Origin of the sequence: Streptomyces sp. NPDC059787 (assembly GCF_042732315.1) — a bacterium.
GTDB classification, from domain to species: domain Bacteria; phylum Actinomycetota; class Actinomycetes; order Streptomycetales; family Streptomycetaceae; genus Streptomyces; species Streptomyces atrovirens.
This window is the reverse complement of sequence record NZ_JBHWHX010000051.1, coordinates 26,978-44,363: the sequence shown is the minus strand read 5'-3', so window position 1 is coordinate 44,363 and position 17,386 is coordinate 26,978. Positions and strand designations below refer to the sequence as shown.

General features: G+C 72.0%; 15 protein-coding genes. 7 read left to right on the top strand and 8 right to left on the bottom strand.

Going from position 1 to position 17,386, the window contains the following annotated elements:
* Positions 1-101 precede the first annotated feature (101 nt).
* Positions 102-1,385, bottom strand: a complete 1,284-nt coding sequence (locus ACFV5H_RS32230; protein ID WP_385057895.1) for an MFS transporter — start codon at positions 1,383-1,385, stop codon at positions 102-104.
* 63 nt (positions 1,386-1,448) lie between these two features.
* Here ACFV5H_RS32230 and ACFV5H_RS32225 point away from each other — a divergent pair, with 63 nt between their 5' ends.
* Complete coding sequence (locus ACFV5H_RS32225) at positions 1,449-2,411, top strand: LysR substrate-binding domain-containing protein (RefSeq protein WP_385198410.1); 963 nt, start codon at positions 1,449-1,451, stop codon at positions 2,409-2,411.
* Positions 2,412-2,480: 69 nt separating this feature from the next.
* Here the strand turns inward: ACFV5H_RS32225 and ACFV5H_RS32220 are convergent, their stop codons facing one another.
* Positions 2,481-3,242 carry an alpha/beta hydrolase gene (locus tag ACFV5H_RS32220; RefSeq protein ID WP_385198409.1) on the bottom strand — a complete coding sequence of 254 codons (762 nt, stop codon included), beginning with the start codon at positions 3,240-3,242 and terminating at the stop codon, positions 2,481-2,483.
* A 113-nt stretch (positions 3,243-3,355) separates the two neighbouring features.
* Here ACFV5H_RS32220 and ACFV5H_RS32215 point away from each other — a divergent pair, with 113 nt between their 5' ends.
* A complete protein-coding gene (locus ACFV5H_RS32215) occupies positions 3,356-4,513 on the top strand; it encodes an adenosine deaminase (RefSeq protein ID WP_385198407.1) in 1,158 nt (385 codons plus the stop codon).
* 138 nt (positions 4,514-4,651) lie between these two features.
* Positions 4,652-4,996 (top strand): ATP-binding protein, encoded by a 345-nt coding sequence (locus ACFV5H_RS32210; RefSeq protein ID WP_385057903.1) that lies wholly within the window; start codon positions 4,652-4,654, stop codon positions 4,994-4,996.
* Between the two features lie 88 nt (positions 4,997-5,084).
* Here the strand turns inward: ACFV5H_RS32210 and ACFV5H_RS32205 are convergent, their stop codons facing one another.
* From ACFV5H_RS32205 to afsQ1, 5 genes are all read right to left on the bottom strand, one after another.
* Positions 5,085-5,285: a PspC domain-containing protein gene (locus tag ACFV5H_RS32205; protein WP_073932125.1), complete on the bottom strand. Its 201-nt coding sequence runs from the start codon at positions 5,283-5,285 to the stop codon at positions 5,085-5,087.
* Positions 5,286-5,344: 59 nt separating this feature from the next.
* Complete coding sequence (locus ACFV5H_RS32200) at positions 5,345-5,926, bottom strand: VanZ family protein (protein ID WP_385057905.1); 582 nt, start codon at positions 5,924-5,926, stop codon at positions 5,345-5,347.
* Positions 5,927-6,009: 83 nt separating this feature from the next.
* Complete coding sequence (locus tag ACFV5H_RS32195; RefSeq protein ID WP_385057906.1) at positions 6,010-6,630, bottom strand: hypothetical protein; 621 nt, start codon at positions 6,628-6,630, stop codon at positions 6,010-6,012.
* Positions 6,630-8,228, bottom strand: coding sequence for an ATP-binding protein (locus ACFV5H_RS32190; protein ID WP_385198406.1), 1,599 nt, complete (start codon positions 8,226-8,228; stop codon positions 6,630-6,632). The genes ACFV5H_RS32195 and ACFV5H_RS32190 overlap by 1 nt, the downstream gene beginning before the upstream one ends.
* Positions 8,225-8,902 (bottom strand): two-component system response regulator AfsQ1, encoded by a 678-nt coding sequence (afsQ1, locus tag ACFV5H_RS32185; RefSeq protein ID WP_158075115.1) that lies wholly within the window; start codon positions 8,900-8,902, stop codon positions 8,225-8,227. The genes ACFV5H_RS32190 and afsQ1 overlap by 4 nt, the downstream gene beginning before the upstream one ends.
* A 243-nt stretch (positions 8,903-9,145) precedes the next feature.
* On the opposite strand from afsQ1, the gene ACFV5H_RS32180 reads away from it, so the two are divergent.
* Positions 9,146-9,883 carry a SigE family RNA polymerase sigma factor gene (locus ACFV5H_RS32180; RefSeq protein WP_385057910.1) on the top strand — a complete coding sequence of 246 codons (738 nt, stop codon included), beginning with the start codon at positions 9,146-9,148 and terminating at the stop codon, positions 9,881-9,883.
* A gap of 331 nt (positions 9,884-10,214) precedes the next feature.
* Here the strand turns inward: ACFV5H_RS32180 and ACFV5H_RS32175 are convergent, their stop codons facing one another.
* On the bottom strand, positions 10,215-10,862 hold the full coding sequence (locus tag ACFV5H_RS32175; protein WP_385057912.1) for a uridine kinase: 648 nt from the start codon (positions 10,860-10,862) through the stop codon (positions 10,215-10,217).
* A gap of 127 nt (positions 10,863-10,989) precedes the next feature.
* On the opposite strand from ACFV5H_RS32175, the gene ACFV5H_RS32170 reads away from it, so the two are divergent.
* From ACFV5H_RS32170 to ACFV5H_RS32160, 3 genes are all read left to right on the top strand, one after another.
* Positions 10,990-11,328, top strand: a complete 339-nt coding sequence (locus tag ACFV5H_RS32170; RefSeq protein ID WP_385198404.1) for a hypothetical protein — start codon at positions 10,990-10,992, stop codon at positions 11,326-11,328.
* Positions 11,329-12,005: 677 nt separating this feature from the next.
* Positions 12,006-16,547 (top strand): DNRLRE domain-containing protein, encoded by a 4,542-nt coding sequence (locus ACFV5H_RS32165; RefSeq protein ID WP_385057915.1) that lies wholly within the window; start codon positions 12,006-12,008, stop codon positions 16,545-16,547.
* A gap of 1 nt (position 16,548) precedes the next feature.
* Entirely contained in the window at positions 16,549-16,998 is a 450-nt protein-coding gene (locus tag ACFV5H_RS32160) for a hypothetical protein (RefSeq protein ID WP_385198403.1), read from the top strand.
* Positions 16,999-17,386 lie beyond the last annotated feature (388 nt).

The following is a 17,386-nucleotide window of genomic DNA, read 5'->3' as shown; positions in this document are numbered from 1 at the left end:
CGCCGGAGGGGCTGATTTCAGCCCCTCCGGCGTTTGAGGAGCGGGGCCCGGGGCGGAGCCCCAGGTTCGGGACGGGTAGGGGCGGCGGGGGCGAGAAAAAATCAGGCCGGACGGACCACAGCCGCCCGCGCCGCCGCCCGCGTCCCGGCCAGGGTGATCGCCGCGACCCCGGCCACCGCCACCAGCCCGACCCCCACCGTCCCGCCCCAGCCGCCCGCGTGGAACGCCAGCGCCCCCACCGTGCTCCCCACGCTGGACCCCACGTAGTACGCGGACTGATACAGAGCCGACGCCTGCGCCCGCCCCACCGTCGCCGTCTTCCCGACCGCCGACGACGCCACCGCGTGCCCCGCGAAGAACCCCGCCGTGATCAGCACCAGCCCCAGCAGCACCACCGGCAACGACCCCGCCAGCGACAGCAGCAGCCCCGCCGCGGTCGTCCCGCCACCCGCGTACAGCGCGCCCCGGCGGCCCAGCCGCCCCACCAGCCGCCCCGCCGCCGACGCCGAGACCGTGCCGACCAGGTACACCAGGAAGATCGAGCCCACGACGCCCTGCGGCAGCGAGAACGGCGCCTCGGTCAGCCGGTAGCCGATCACCGTGTAGACACCGCCGAACACCGTCATGAACAGCGCGCCGATCGCGTACAGCCGCCGCAGCAGCGGATCGGCGAGATGCCCGCGGACGGTCCGCACCAGCACACCCGGCCGCAGCGAGCCCGCCCGGAAGTGCCTCGGCGCCGGCAGCAGCAGCCGGAACGCCACCGCGCACGCCACCGCGACCACGCCGATCACCCCGACGGCGACCCGCCAGCCCCACTCCTGCGCCACCCAGCCGGTGATCACCCGGCCGCTCATCCCGCCGACACTGTTACCGGCGACGAACAGCCCGATCGCGGTCACCAGCGCCTTCGGCGTGACCTCCTCCGCGAGATACGCCGTCGCCGACGCCGGCAGCCCGGCCAGCGCCGCACCCTGCAGCGCGCGCAGCGCCACCAGCGCGCCCAGCGACGGCGCGAACGGCACCAGCAGTCCGAGGGTCACCGCGACGGCCAAGGACGCCGTCATGACCGTACGCCGTCCATAGCGCTCCGACAGCGCGCTCATCGGCAGCACGAACAGCGCCAGCCCACCGGTGGCCGCCGCCACCGTCCAGCTCGCGTCGCCCGCGCTCACCGCGAAGTCGCCGGAGATCAGCGGCAGCAGGGCCTGGGTGGAGTACAGCAGCGCGAAGGTCGCGACGCCCGCGAGGAACAGGGCGAGACTCATCCGGCGGTAACCGGGTCCGCCCGGAGACATCCGGGACTCGGAGACGGGCGGCTGGACGGAGGGAACGGATGCGACGGCGCCCACACTGGTGGACGCCCCGGTACTGGCGGGAGTCATGCCTCGAAGCTACGTACGCCCCCGCTCATCCGTCCAATGCACGGAATCGCCATAATCGTTCCCATGGAGCATCAGCAGAGGTCACGGAGTCGGCTGTCACGGACCAGTGACACACGAGACACGGACGACATGTCGAGACTGCTCGCGCCCCGCCTCGCCCACTTCGCCGGCGTTGCCCGCACCGAGCACGTCACCCGCGCCGCCCAGGAGATGCAGGTCCCGCAGTCCACCCTCTCCCGCGCGATGGTCCGCCTCGAACAGGACCTGGGCGTCGAACTGTTCGCCCGCCACGGCCGCACGGTCTCCCTCACCCCGGCCGGCCGCACCTTCCTCACCTCCGTCGAACGCGCCCTCGCCGAGATCGAGCGCGCCGCCGACGAGGTACGCGCCGACGCCGACCCCGCCACCGGCAAGGTCGCCTTCGGCTTCCTGCACACCATGGGTGCCGAGACCGTGCCCGGCCTGCTGCAGGCCTTCCGCGCCGACCACCCGCGCATCCGCTTCAGCCTGGTCCAGAACTACGGCGAGGCCATGCTGGAAGGCCTCCGCGCGGGCGAACTCGACCTGTGCCTGACCTCCCCGGTGCCCGACGCCCCCGACCTGGTCGCCCGCCGCCTCGACGAACAGAAACTGCGCCTGGTCGTCCCCGTCGACCACCGCCTCGCCGCCCGCCGCCGCATCCGCCTCGCCGAGGCCGCCGACGAGACCTTCGTGACCCTGGAACCCGGCTACGGACTGCGCCGCATCACCGACGACCTCTGCACCCAGGCCGGCTTCAAACCCCGTATCGCCTTCGAGGGCGAGGAAGCCGAAACCCTGCGCGGCCTGGTGGCGGCAGGTCTGGGCGTGGCCCTCCTCCCCCCACCGGCCTTCCCCCGCCCCGGAGTGGTCGAACTGACGGTCACGGCCCCCAGAGCAGCGAGGGAGATCGGAGTGGCCTGGCTGTCCGGCCACCCGGACACACCCCCGGTGGCGGCCTTCAAGAAGTTCCTGCTCTCCAAGAGAGGCACACTGCTACCCACCTAGGGGCGCGGGGAACTGCGCGACCGACCACCGACGGCCCGCGGCCGCGCCACGACATGACCCCCGACGGCGCTACCGCCGCAAAGACTTCCCGAACCCCGCAGCGAGCGGCATCCGCAACCCCAACGGCGGAGGCGCCGCCAAGGCATCCTGCACGGGCCGCGAGAACGCCCGCCCGAACAACACCCCCATCACGAAGTCCTCGGACAGCGCCAGCACCTCGTCCCGGTACTGACTCAACCCGTGCCCGTCCGCATGGACTTCGAACCGGCACACCTCCCGGTTCGCCTTCTTCGCCCGCGCCGCCAGCCGGAACGACAACTCGGGATCGCTGCGCGCGTCATTCGTGCCGTGCACGATCAGCACCCGCCGCCCGGCGAGCTGTTTCACCGGTTCGGGTGGCGCCGCCACGTCCTCCTCCGGCAGCCAGGGTGCCAGCGCCAGCACGGAGTTGACGGCCTCGTGGCCTCCCGCGCGGAGCGCGGCCCTGCCGCCCATGCCGAGTCCGGCGAGGCAGACGGGGACGTCTCCGTAGCGCCGTACGGCCTCGTCGGCGGCCCATGCGGCGTCGCGCGCGAGATGGGCCTCGCTGCCGTTCCAGCCCCGGTAGCGGTAGTGGACGACATGGGCGGCGAGGCTCTCGTCGCGGCCCGCGCGGGTGAGACGGCGCCCCAGGGCGCGTACAGAGGCGGCCGCCAGCACGGCGGACGGTCTGCGGCCGGACACCTCCTCGCCGCCGGGGAGCAGCAGCACCACCCCGCCCACCGCCGTCGGCTCCGGGCCGAGCGCCCTCCCCAGCCGGGCCATGCGAACCGGCATCGCTTCCTGTGCCATGGCAGAACATTCTCAGAAGTGCGGGTGTACTCCACCCGGCCGTGCGATCACTGTTACGTATCGGCGCTTCCGCCCAACCGGTGATCTACGCGCGTAGGAGTTAGAGTGCGGAAATGACGAGCCAGACCAACGCGAACACCCCGACGACGGAGCAGATCCGCCGGGCGCCCAAGGTTCTGCTGCACGACCACCTCGACGGCGGGCTGCGCCCCGGCACCGTCGTGGACCTGGCCCGCGAGAGCGGGTACCGCGGGCTCCCCGAGACCGATCCCGACAAGCTCGGCCTGTGGTTCAGGGAGGCCGCCGACTCCGGCTCCCTGGAGCGGTACCTGGAGACGTTCTCGCACACCGTCGGCGTCATGCAGACCCGTGACGCCCTCGTCCGGGTCGCCGCCGAGTGCGCCGAGGACCTCGCCGAGGACGGTGTCGTCTACGCCGAGGTGCGCTACGCGCCCGAGCAGCACCTCGAAGGCGGACTGACCCTCGAAGAGGTCGTCGAGGCGGTCGACGAGGGCTTCCGGGAGGGGGAGCGGCGTGCGCGGGAGAACGGCCGGCGCATCCGGGTCGGCGCCCTGCTCACCGCGATGCGGCACGCCGCCCGCGCCCTGGAGATCGCCGAACTCGCCAACCGCTACCGGGACCTGGGCGTCGTCGGCTTCGACATCGCGGGCGCCGAGGCCGGCTACCCGCCCACCCGGCACCTCGACGCCTTCGAGTACCTGAAGCGGGAGAACAACCACTTCACGATCCACGCCGGCGAGGCGTTCGGGCTGCCGTCCATCTGGCAGGCCCTCCAGTGGTGCGGCGCCGACCGGCTGGGGCACGGGGTGCGCATCATCGACGACATCCGGGTCCGCGACGACGGCACGGTCGAACTCGGCCGGCTGGCCTCCTACGTCCGGGACAAGCGCATCCCGCTGGAGCTCTGCCCGAGCTCCAACCTCCAGACCGGGGCCGCCGCCTCGTACGCCGAGCATCCCATCGGTCTGCTGCGCCGGCTGCACTTCCGGGCCACGGTGAACACCGACAACCGCTTGATGTCCCACACCACCATGAGCCGGGAATTCGAGCACCTGGTCGAGGCATTCGGTTACACGCTCGACGACATGCAGTGGTTCTCCGTCAATGCGATGAAATCCGCGTTCATTCCTTTCGATGAACGGCTGGCCATGATCAATGACGTCGTCAAGCCCGGATACGCCGAGCTGAAGTCCGAATGGCTGTTCCGTCAGACTGCCTCCACCAGCGGTTCTCCGGTAACGGAAAGCTGAGAGCGGCGTCCGCGGGAAACGTGAACACCGTCGACGTCCACCATCCGTCCGCATTTCGATGTTTGCGGCGGTAGGGGCCCCGTGCTTACGGTCTCAGCACCGCTCACTCCCCGTATCCCATTTCGAGGACGCATTTACATGAAGCAGTCTGCTGCCAAGACCCTCGGTGTCGCCGTGCTGGGTGCCGCCTTCGCCGCCGCCGGTGCCGGCGCCGCCAACGCGGCCCCGGCCGTCCCGGACGCCGCCCCGGCACTGGACACCGTCACCCGGGCCGTACCGGCGGAGAAGCTGTCCACCGCGCTGCCCGGCTCGGACCGGGCGCTGGCGACGGGCCAGGAGGTGGCCGGCACCGGTGTGGCGACCGCGCAGCCGGTCGCCCGGCAGGTGAGCCAGGAGGCCCCGACCGGTCTCCTCGGTGGCATGCCGCTGCAGGAGCTGCCCACCCAGGGCGTCGCCCTCAACGGGGTGCCGATCGGAGCCTGACCCCGCCAGGCGGAAACGCGCCGATGGGGCGCGACCCGGAACCGGGTCGCGCCCCATCGGCGTACTCGCGGGAGACGGCGTCGTGGAGCTACCAGGCCGCCCGAGCCTTGTCCTCCGACGGCAACAGGATCCACAGCGCTATGTACAGCAGGAACTGCGGGCCCGGAAGCAGGCACGACAGCAGGAAGATCACCCGCATCGTGGTCGCGGAGGTACCGAAGCGCCGGGCCAGCGCGGCGCACACTCCGCCGATCATGCGGTCGTTGGTGGGGCGGGCGAGGCGGCTCATTACGGCTCCTTGGTGAGCGATGCGAGGCCTCCCGAGTGGCTGCCTCTCTACACTCCACGTTACGGAGACGAAGGGGGCAAAGCGTCGCTCCACGGGGCGATCCCGACCCTGGGAATCGTCGGGGTCCTACCCTGAGCCGGCTCCTCCGGGAGGAGGGAGGTGACGGAGCGCCGTACCGCCCGGCGGCGCAGCCAGGCGCGGCCCGCCGGCACCACCGCCGCATGCGCGAGCGCCGCGCCCGCCGTGTTCAGGAGCAGCGAGTCGACGTCCACGACCTGGCCCGGCACCGCCGTCTGCAGCATCTCGACGGCCAGCGACACCAGCGCGGTCGCCGCCGTGGTGCGGATCAGTGAACCCAGCCGCGAGACGGCCGGCCGGCCCCCGGCCATCGGCAGCAGCACACCCAGCGGCGCGAGCAGCGCCAGCCCCTCGCAGATCCGGCGGACCCCCGTCGTCCAGCCCAGCGCGAAGTCGCCCCGGATGCCGTCCAGCGGCCGCAGATTGGCGGGCATCACCCAGGGGACGTCCAGGGGGCGCAGCGTGTACCAGGCGACGAACGCGAGATACGCGCCCAGGAGGAGACCCCCTGTCACACGGATACGGGTCGCGGCGGAGCCGCCGATGAAGCCTTGACGCTGCACGCCCCCCTAGACGCGGCCTTCGGCACGATCGGTTCCGGGACGTCACCCGTTCACCGCATGAGGCGTGCGCCACAGCCGCGCGCTCACCCGCCGGTGGCCTCCGAGGACGGCGGTTCCTCCTCGTCCGGACGGGACCGGACCTCGTCCGTGCACTCGTAGCGGCGCGGCCGGGCGTCGTCGGGGCCGCCCAGGATCACCGAGCCGTCGCCCTCGGCCGCCGCCGAGTCGGAGAAGGTGCACACGATCTGCGCGAGCCCGGCGGAGGTGAGGTCCGCGGGCGAGGTGCTCAGCCGCAGCGTGTCCTCGGGATCGCCGGGCCGCGGACTGCCCACGGTCGTCCCACGCCGTACCCGCGTGCTGTACCCGGCCCGCTGCTCGGCGTCCGACGGCTCCCGCGACAACTCGTCCAGCAGCCCCTGCGCCACCAGCACGCGCCGAGAGTCCGCCGCCCCGTCCGGCACCCGCACCGTCCGGTCGACGGCCACCAGCGACGACCCGCACAGCAGGAACACCTGCACCGGCAGCCCCCGCTCCGCCTGCGTCGACGCCTCCGGCCCGGCCGGGGAGCAGCGCACCCGCGACGGTGCGGGACCGAAGTCGGTCGGCACCTCCGTGGCCCGTATCCCGCACCCGGCGAGCAGCGCCGCGAGCGCCCCCGCCGCGAGCAGTCCCCGCGTACGCCGCGGGGTGGTCCGTACGTTCATCAGGCGTCCCCCTCGGCGCCCTCGTCCCCGATGGCGCCGTCCTTCTCCGAAGGGCTCTGCGCGGACACGTCCCGCGGCAGCCGCAGGGTGAACACGGCACCGCCCTCGGGGGAGTTGGCCGCGGTGATCTCGCCGCCGTGGATATGGGCGTTCTCCAGCGCGATGGACAGACCCAGGCCGCTTCCCTCGGAACGCGGCCGCGAGGCGCTCGCCTTGTAGAAGCGGTCGAAGACGTGCGGCAGGACCTCCTCCGGGATGCCAGGACCGTGGTCCCGCACCTCGATGACCACCGTGCCCCCGTCCCCGGCGCCCTCCGTGTCGTCCTCCCGTACCGAGACCCGTACCGGCGACCCGCCGTGCTTGAGCGCGTTCCCGATCAGATTCGCCAGGATCACGTCCAGCCGGCGCGGGTCGATCCGGGCGTGGATGCCGCGCTCGGCGTCCAGGTCGACCGCGTCCAGCCAGGCACGCGCGTCGATGCAGGCGGTGATCTGGTCGGACATGTCGACGTCGTCGAGGACCAGCCGGGCGGTGCCCGCGTCGAAGCGGGTCACCTCCATCAGGTTCTCCACCAGGTCGTTCAGCCGCCGGGTCTCGCTCACCACCAGCCGTACCGCGGGCTCGATCATCGGGTCGATGCCGCCGCCCTCGGACTCCAGCTCCTCCTCCAGGACCTCCGTCACCGCCGTGATCGCGGTCAGCGGCGTACGCAGCTCATGGCTCATGTCCGCCACGAACCGCCGGGACGCCTCGTCGCGCCCCGCCATGTCCGCCACCCGTTTCTCCAGCGCCTCGGCCGCCTTGTTGAACGTCCGGGAGAGATCCGCCAGTTCATCGGTGCCCGACACCCGCAGCCGGGTGTCCAGCTTCCCCTCACCGAGCCTCCGCGCGGCGACACCGAGCCGCTGCACCGGCTTCAGCACCGTCGTGGCCGCCGCGTGCGCGAGCAGCGCGGAACCTATCAGCGCCAGCCCGGTGGCGATCCCCAGCGACCAGGCCAGCGAGTTGAGGTCCTTGGCCTCCGGCTCCAGCGACTTCAGCATGTAGCCGGTCGGCCCGCCGCCGATCACCCGCGTCCCCGCCACCAGGTACGGGGTGTCGCCGTCGACGATCCGCTGCCAGTACAGATGGTGCGGGTACTTGTTGTTCGACGTGATCTCCTGCTGCTCGGTCACCGCCTCGCGCAGCGAGACCGGCACGTCCTGCAGCGAGAAGCCGTTCAGCCCGCCCGAACTGCCGTACACGGTCCGCCCGTCGGGGTTCTCGGCGACCAGCAGCACGGTGAAGCGCTGGCTGCTGGTCGCCATCTGCCCGGCGGTGTGCTGCAGTTCGTCCTGCGTCGGACGCTCGGGCAGCGAGCCCGCCCGGTTGCGCATCTCCTGCTCGAAGTCGCGCAGCACCGCGTCCTGGGTACGGGTCAGCACCGACTCGCGGTTCAGCCAGTACGCGATGCCGGACGCGGACACCGCGGCGGTGAGCGCGACCAGCCCGAACACCACGACCAGCCGCAGCCGCAGGCTGGTGAACCGCAGCCGTGACCAGACTCCCTTGCGCGCCGCGGACCAGCCGCGGGTCTCCCCGTCGTGCTCCTGTGTCACTGAGGCGGATCCAGTCGGTAGCCGACACCGCGCACGGTACGGATCAGGGTCGGGGACGACGGCACGTCCTCGACCTTGGCGCGCAGCCGCTGGACACACGCGTCCACCAGACGCGAGTCGCCCAGGTAGTCGTGTTCCCACACCAGCCGCAGCAACTGCTGCCGGGACAGCGCCTGCCCCGGCCGCCGGCTCAGCTCGAGCAGCAGCCGCAGCTCGGTCGGCGTCAGCTGGAGGTCCTCGCCGTTCTTCGTCACCGTCATCGCCGAACGGTCGATGACCAGGCTGCCGAAGGTCGCCGAGTCGGTGGACTCCCGCTCCCCGCGCCGCAGCACCGCCCGGATCCGGGCGTCCAGCACCCGGCCCTGGACCGGTTTGACGACGTAGTCGTCGGCGCCGGACTCCAGCCCGACCACCACGTCGATGTCGTCGTTGCGCGCGGTCAGCAGGATGATCGGCAACTGGTCCGTGCGCCGGATGCGCCGGCACACCTCGAACCCGTCGATGCCGGGCAGCATCACATCCAGCACGATCAGATCCGGCCGCTGCTCGCGCAGCAGCTTCAGACCGTCCTCACCGCTGGCAGCGGTCGCCACCCGGTGACCCTGGCGCGTCAGTGAGAGCTCCAGGGCCGTACGGATGGCGTCGTCGTCCTCGATCAGCAACAGGGAAGGCACGGACCCATTCTGGCCCATGGCGGCCCCCCTGTTCGACCCATGGACGGCAGATGCCCATTGAGCACGCATACGTGCCGCTACGTGCACGGACACCTGTGAAGGATCCGTGGGCCCACCGTGACCGACCTCTGTGACACGCCTGTGACAGTCGGCTGACACGGCCATGAAGGTCCCCGGGCAAGCTTCTCGGCACAAGCACAACAGCACGGCAGAACACCGGAAGTCCACGACGGGGGGCGCGAGATGAACACGCTGCACGGCACCAGCACCAGCGCAGTGATCACGCGTCTGCACGATGTGCACCGGGGTTCCGAGAAGTCCGGTGCGGCGGGCATGCGGGGGTGCGCCCGCGGCACCGGGCGTCAGCACACCACGATCATGACGGTGGTTGACGCACCCACGGGGGAGACGAACGGGGGAAACGCGTACAGGGAGGGCTCGGGGGAGCGCCGCTCGCTGTCGGAGGCGGAGTTCACCGCCTACGTCCGGGAGCGCCGCGCCTCCCTGTACGCCACCGCCTACCACCTGACCGGCGACCGCTTCGAGGCCGAGGACCTGCTGCAGAGCGCGCTGTTCTCGACCTACCGGGCGTGGGACCGGATCAGCGACAAGGCGGCGGTCGGCGGATACCTCCGCCGCACCATGACCAACCTGCACATCAGCGCGTGGCGCCGCCGCAAGCTGAACGAGTACCCGACCGAGGAACTGCCGGAGACGGCCGGTGACACGGACGCGATGCGCGGCACCGAGCTGCGCGCCGTGCTGTGGCAGGCGCTGGCCCGGCTGCCCGAGCTCCAGCGCACCATGCTGGTCCTGCGCTACTACGAGGGCCGCACGGACCCGGAGATCGCGGACATCCTCGGCATCAGTGTCGGCACGGTGAAGTCCAGCATCTGGCGGTCGCTCCGCCGGCTGCGCGAGGACGAGGTCCTCAGCTTCGGCCGTGACGAGGAGGACGCCTTCGGGGAGCTTGTCGCCTGAAGGTACGGGGGAGTCATGGGGACGCCGGGGGACGTCACCGTGACAAGCGCGGGGGCGTCGGGGGACGTCGCCGTAGCAAGCGGGGGACCGCGGGGATGCCGGGGGGCATCGCCGTAGCAAGTGGGGGAGCGCGGGGGCGTCGGGGGACGTCGCCGTGACAAGCGGGGGACCGGAGGGGGAAGCACGAGGGGGTCACGGGGGACCTCTGCGGATCCGGGGGACCAAGAGGGATCCGGGAAGATCACGGGGGATCACGGGGGAGTGCGAAACAGCGGGACTGGAGGGCCGGGGGGCCCGCCCAGTCCCGCCTTTCGTGTGCGCGCGGGGGCCGTCAGGCCGGGGTGCTCGTACCCGTCGGCGCCGTACGCCCGGCGACCGCCGCCCTCGCGAGGCGGCCCAGCGCCTCGTCCCGGTCGCAGGCGTACGCGCCCAGCGCCGTCTGACGGGCCACGATCGACCGCTCCAGCCGCATCAGCCGCCAGCCGCGGCGCAGCAGGAACGGCACCGACTTGCGGCCCTCCTTCAGATCCCGCAGGAACCGCCGCCGGAACGTCCGCACCGGGCCGCGGTTCAGGCACAGCGCGTCGGCCAGCAGGCCGAGTTCACGGCAGCGCTCGACGATCTCCGCGGCGAAGATGCCCTCGGCGATGAACAGCGGGGTCCCGCCGATGTCGACGGCCGTCTCGCCCGTACGGGCGCTCAGCGAGATGTCGTAGACGGGAACCGGCGTACGACGCGTGCGGCACAGCCGCTCGATCGCGGCGACGGCGGTGTCCGCGTCCCAGGAGCCGGGGTGGTCCCAGTCGATGTCCGTGCTGCCCGCCACGAGGGGGAGGGTCGGGTCGTCGGCCTCCTTGTAGAAGTCGTCGAGGCGCAGCACGGGAAGACCGGAACGGGCCGCGATGAGGGACTTGCCGGAGCCGGAGGGGCCGCAGAGCAGCACGACTCGCGCGGATATGGACGACTGGGAGGAGCTCACGGGACACCAGTTTGAGGCATCGCCCGCGCGACGTACGCCCCGCGGTACGGCTTTGAAGCGCGCGTCACACCTCGACTACTCTTCGCGTCGACCCGATCACCCGGTGAAGACGGCAGGTGGCAGAGCGATGGCCCGGCACAAGACACCCAGGACGCCGACCGTCCGACGCGCCCTGACCGTTCTCGCGACCGCCTCGGTGGCGCTCGGGGCCGGCGCGGCGACGGCGGCGGCCGCGGACTCCGCCCCGCTCCTCGACGACACCGGCCGGGCCGTGGGCACGGTCGCGGACCTCAGGCCCAACCCGCTGGCCGGCACGGGCGTCGATCCGCTCGACAACGGCGTCGGCACGCAGGTCGCCGACTTCCGTCCGGTGGACTCGCGGGAGGTGACGGGGCCGGTCGCCCAGGCGCGGTCGGTCGGCGGCATCCCGGTGGCGGGGCGGGCGACGGACGCGCTGAGGAGCTGACCCCTGCCGTCCGCCACGCCCTCGTCCGTCCTGCGGGGAACTGTCCCTGATGTCGTCGACGTACGGCCGCCAGGCCGCTCCGCCCGGTATCAGGGCGGGTCCGGACGTGTCCTTACGGGTGTGTGAGGACCTGCGCGACGCGCTCAAGGCGGTGGGGGCGACGTTGCCGTCCCCCGGACTCGGCGCACCCTCGTGCGCCGGGTCCGCTCCGCTCGCCCGGCCGTCCCGGCGCCGTGCGCGCCGCGATGTGCCGCAGGAGGTCGGCGTCCTCGTCACCGTGGGCATGCCCCATCGCGCTCGGGCCGCCGTCCCGCCCGGGGGAGCGGCCGAGGCGTCCGCGGGTTCGGGATGCGGCCGTGACGTCCTCGCGGCGCATCAACCGCTCCACCGATCAACTCAGTTGACGCGGTGACAGGTCGAGCGGATCCGCCTCAGTCGGTTGGCGTCAACTTCCCTTCGCACACGGTGTCTTGTGAGCCGAGCCTTGTCCGGGTGCCCCGTCCGCCCGGCCGGAGCGGCATGGTTTTTGTGGACATGTCATGCATGGGCATTAAGATCATCCAACCTTTGACCGAGATGGATGGGAAGGTTCCCCTGTGTACGACCGCACGCCGATCGCCCCGGTTCCCGGCCGGCGAAGATCCCGCATCGGACGACGAGCCCTGGCGGCAGGCCTGTTGGCCGCTCTCGTGTGCGCCCCGCTGCCCCTGTTCAACGAGCCCGCGTCCGCCGAGGCCGCGGAGGCGGTGACCGGGGCGGCGACCACGGCACAGCAGAAGTCCGGCGCGCGGAGCGAGATCGTCTCCGAGCGCACCGAGTCGACCACCACCTGGGCCAACGCCGACGGCACCACCACCGTTGAGGCGTATACCGGCCCGATCCGGGTCAAGCAGGCCGACGGCGGCTGGCGGCCCGTCGACACGACCCTCGTGGCCGAGGACGGCGTGGTGCGGCCGAAGAACGCGGCCGCCGGCATCACCTTCTCCGGCGGCGGCGCGGACGAACCCCTCGCCGAGGTCTCCCGCGGCGGCCACACCCTCGGCCTCGACTGGGACGGCAGGCTTCCCGAACCCCGCCTGGACGGCTCGACCGCCGTTTACGAAGGCGCCGTCGAGGGCGGTGACGTCGTGGTGACCGCCCTGAAGGAGGGCTTCTCCCACTCCGTCGTCCTGCACGAGCGCCCCGACGGCCCGGTCAGTTACCGGCTGCCCGTCTCGGCCGACGACCTCACCCTGCACGAGACCGCCGACGAACGTCTGCGCTGGAACGACGGCAGCGGCCGTGCGGTGGCCACCGCACCGCTGCCGGTGATGTGGGGCTCGGGCGAGAAGCGCGCCTCCGGCGAGCCCGAGGACCTCGCGGCCATCGACGTCACGATCGAGCGGGACGCGGACACCGGCGACCAGGTCCTGGTCCTGCGACCCGACGCGGAGTTCCTCGCCGACCCCGAGCTGAAGTACCCGGTCACCATCGACCCGACCGACTCCCTGCTCGGCCCGGTGACCGACACCTGGGTCCAGTACGACGACTACCTCACCTCGCAGCGCGGCTCGACCGAGCTGAAGGCCGGCACGTACAACGGCACCGAGAAGGCCCGCTCGTATCTGAAGTTCGACGTGGCGAAGTACGCGGGCAAGCACGTCCTCGACACCGACCTGCGCCTGTACTCGTACTACTCGTCCACGTGCAGCACCAGCAACTCCGGCAACCAGGTACGCCGTATCACCTCGGCCTGGGACCCGTCGGCCCTCACCTGGGCCGAGCAGCCCACGACCACCACGACCGGTGCCGTGACCTCCACAGCGGCCAAGGGGTACAACTCCAACTGCCCCGCCGGGCATGTCTCCTGGGACATCGACGGCATCGTCCAGGCCTGGGCCGACGGTCAGCCCAACCACGGTGTGCGGATCGCGGCCGTCGACGAGACCGACCCGCTCACCTGGCGCCGCTATCACTCGGCGAACCAGACGGACGGCTCGCACAACGCCGCCTACGAGCCGTCCCTGACGGTCACCTACAACTCCAAGCCCGGTACCGCGGCGGCCGTTTCCCCGCTGACCGGCGCCTACACCTCCGACACCACACCCACGCTGTCCGCCAAGGCCACCGATGCCGACGCCCAGCAGCTCACGCTGACCTTCGAGGTGTGGACGGCGACCGGCACCGCGGCCCTGCAGTCCGGCACGTCGGCCGCCGTGGCCTCCGGGGCGGTGGCCACCCGCACGGCCACCGCACTGGCACCGGGTGACTACAAGTGGCGGGCCCGGGCGTCCGACGGTACCGACACCGGTGCCTGGTCGGCCTGGCAGACATTCACCGTCGACACCACCGCGCCGTCCGCCCCCGCCGTCACCTCCACCAGCCACCCCTCGGCGTCGGCCTGGTACAACGCCACCACCTTCGCGGGCACGCTCGCCGCGACCGACGCCTCCGGCGTGAGCGGGTACGCCGTCAAACTCGACCAGAACCCGACGACCGCTGCCGGAACGACCGTCACACAGACGGCGGCCGGGGTGAACTGGTCCGGGCGCACCGACGGAACATGGTGGGTGCACGCGGCCGCCAAGGACAAGGCGGGTCTGTGGTCCTCGACCCAGCACCGCGCCTTCAACGTCGACACCACCGCCCCGGGCGCTCCCGGCGGTCCGGCCTCCTCCACGCATCCCGTGACGACCAGCGCCTACGCCGACCGCACCGCGACGTTCAACTGGTCCGCGCCCGCCGACCTGTCCGGCATCGCCGGTTACGCGGTCAGTGTGGACCGCGTCACGGACACCCTGCCGGCCACCACCGGCACCGCGCAGACATCGACGAAGTTCACCACCACCGTCGACGCGGACGGCACCTGGTACCTGCACGTCCGGGCCAAGGACCAGGCGGGCAACTGGTCCTCCACCGCCGCGCACCTGCCCTTCCGGGTCGACACGACGCTGCCGCCGAGTCCGGCGATCAGCTCGTCCACCCACCCCGACCAGACGGGCGCGTACCGGAGCGGTTCCTTCCAGGCGACCTGGACGGCGCCCTCCGGCGCCTCCGCCGGGTACAGCATCGTCGTCGACTCCGCCTCCGACACCGTGCCCGACAGCACGGCCGAGACGACCGGCACGTCGTACGCGACGACCCGCACCGAGGGCGTCTGGTACCTGCACGTGCGCGGCGTCGACGGCGACGGCACGGGCGGGGCGACCGCGCACTACCGCTTCACCGTCGACACCACCGCGCCCGGCGTCCCGGCCGTGACCTCCGCGACCTACCCCGCGGACGCCTGGGCCGGCGGCGCGCAGGTGACCGGGACGTTCACGCTGACGCCCGACGGCGCCGACACCCGCATCCTGACCTACCGCGTCGACGGCGACACCGAGCGGAGCGTCACCACCAGCGGCGGCCCGGTGGTGCTGCCGGTCACCCCGGCCACCGAGGGCAGCCATCAGCTCGTCGTCACCGCGACCGACCGGGCCGGCAACGTCTCGGCCGAGACCGAGCGCGTCTTCCACGTCGGACGGGCGGCCGTGACCGCGCCCGCCAACGGCGAAGTGCTCGTGGGGTCGGCCGATCTCGCGGTCAGCGCGCCGGCCTCGCTGACGGAGGTCACCTTCCTCCAGCGGGCGTCGTCCGCCGATCCGTGGCAGGTGATCCCGGCCTCCCAGGTCACCCGGACCGACTCCACCACCGTCTCGTGGCCGGTGCCGCTCACCGGTGGCTCGGCCCCGAAGCTGGTGTGGGACACCTCGTCCCTGTCCGGCAGCGGCAGCCGGCAGATCGGCGCCCGCTTCAGCGGGCCGTACGACCCGCCGGGGGCCGAACCGGTCTCGGTGATCGTCGACCGGGTGGAGGTCATCGAGGACGGCGGGGGCGACGATGTCCAGGAGCCGGAACCCGCTCAGGCGTACGCCCTGGAACTGGCCGAGGAGCGCGCGGCGGAGAATCCCGACGCCTTCGCCCCGCCCTACGTCGATCCGGCGACGGGCGAACTGGTCGCGCCGGTCGTGGAGTCGGCCTCGGCCGACGAGGCGTCCGCACCGATCCGGGTGACGCAGGTTCCGGCCGACGAAGGCAGCGGAGCGCCCGCCGAGGACACGGAGGACGACACCAAGCCCGACACCGAGACCACCGAGACGGAGACCCCCGCGCCACCCGCCGACGGGGCCGCGGAGTCCACCGGCGAGGAGTCGTTCGAAATGCCGGAGGACACCACGGAGACCACACCCGAGCCGGCCGGGCCGACGGTCACCGAGGAGGTCGCCCCACGCACCGAAGTGGTGGAGCACAGCGTCACCGCGCTGGAGTCCGTGCGTGACGAGATCCTCCAGCTGCCGGAAGCGGAACTGCCCGGCGTGGGCGGGCTGCGCGTCGCGTCCGTGGACGCCGTGCACAACCGTGTCGTCGTGGAGACCGAGACGGCCGCTCCGGAGCTGGTCGCGGCTCTGGGCGAGCGCTACGGCACCGACTCGGTGGCCGTGCAGGTCACTCCCGGTGTGGACGCGCTGGACCCGCAGGCGAACCGCTACAACGACACCTCGCCCTACTACGGCGGGGCGCGTATCTACTCGCAGCTGACCATGAGTTCGGCCACGTGGTGCACGGCGGGCTTCAGCTGGAAGTACAACGGCAAGTGGTACATGGTGACCGCGGGCCACTGCACCACCGGCAACGGTGCCGTCCTGAACCCCAGCAAGAGCGACTACATAGGTCCGGTCGTCCGGGACAACTGGAAGAACGGCTCCGGCTCGGTGAAGCTGTCCGGCCAGAAGTACTACTCGGGCGACCTGGCGCTGTACCGGGTCGAAAGCGGCAGCTCCGCGTCGGCCCGGATCTACAAGGGCGGCAAGACGTCCAGCTCGTCGCGTCCCGTGCACGACTACTGGCGGCGCTGGGCGCAAAGCGGTGACAAGGTCTGCACGGGCGGCATGATGACCGGCGAGAAGTGCGGCTGGAAGGTGACCGACACACAGGCGACCATCCGCTACTCGGGGGGTACGACGGCCAAGAACATGGTCGTGGCCAAGAAGACGTCCGGCTCCTGCACCATCAAGGGTGACTCCGGCGGCCCGGTGTACACCGTCGACGGCAGCGGGCGCGCCTTCGCCAAGGGGATCATCTCCGGCGGCGGAGGTGGCGGCGGCGACAACAGCGGCGGCTTCTTCGACCCGTGCTGGCTGTACTTCACCGACATCGGACTGGCCAACAGCGCCTTCCCCGGCACCGTAGCGAGGTACTGACATGCGCCGAGCCCTGTTCGTCCCGCTGCTGGCGGTGGCCCTGACCGGATGCTCGGCCCTCGGCCGGGACACGCCGTGCACCGAGGCCGCCGCGGACTCGCAGGTGTCCGTCGTGTGGCGGCCCGCCGACTTCGGCGGGCCGGATGCGGCGAGGCTCCGGCTGTGCGTGGACGGCGTGTGCGAGGAGCAGGCGTCGGGCAGTTCCGACGACCCGTTCATGTCGCTGGCGGTCCGTCTGCCCGACGACGTCGGCGCGAAGACCGTGGAGGTACGGCTCGTCGTGACGTCCGCGAAGAGCGGTGACACGGTCGTCGAGGACAGCGCCGGAGCCGAGCTGACGGAACAGCACCCCAATGGCACGTCCTGTCCGCCCACCGTCTGGACGGCGACGTTCCGTGCCCACCCCGCCGAGGGCCTCACCTCACCCGAGGGCATGAAGCTCCAGGGCTGAGCCCCTGCGCGAGGCGCCTGTTCCCGGTGTCACCGGGAACAGGCGCCTCGCGTCTCGTCGGAGGCTGAGCGGGGGAGCCGGTCCGGGCAGCACCTGTGCCGTGACCGGCTCGGGGACGCCGTAGCCACAGCACCGGCCTCGTCCTCGGCGTCACCCTCTGTCGCCGTGTGCCGGGCCGCCTTCGAGGTCCTGTTCACCGAGGTCAGCCGGATCACCGGGGCCACCGGGCTCAGCGACGGCCCCGCAGGACGCCGAGCGCCGCGATGCGTACCTTCCGAACGGGTCGATCGCCGGCGACGGACGCCGTGTCGCACCCGGCCGGCGGTGCCCGAAGAAGGCCGCGGCTCATCTGGACGGAGATGAGCCGCGGCCTTCATCAAGGGGGGCG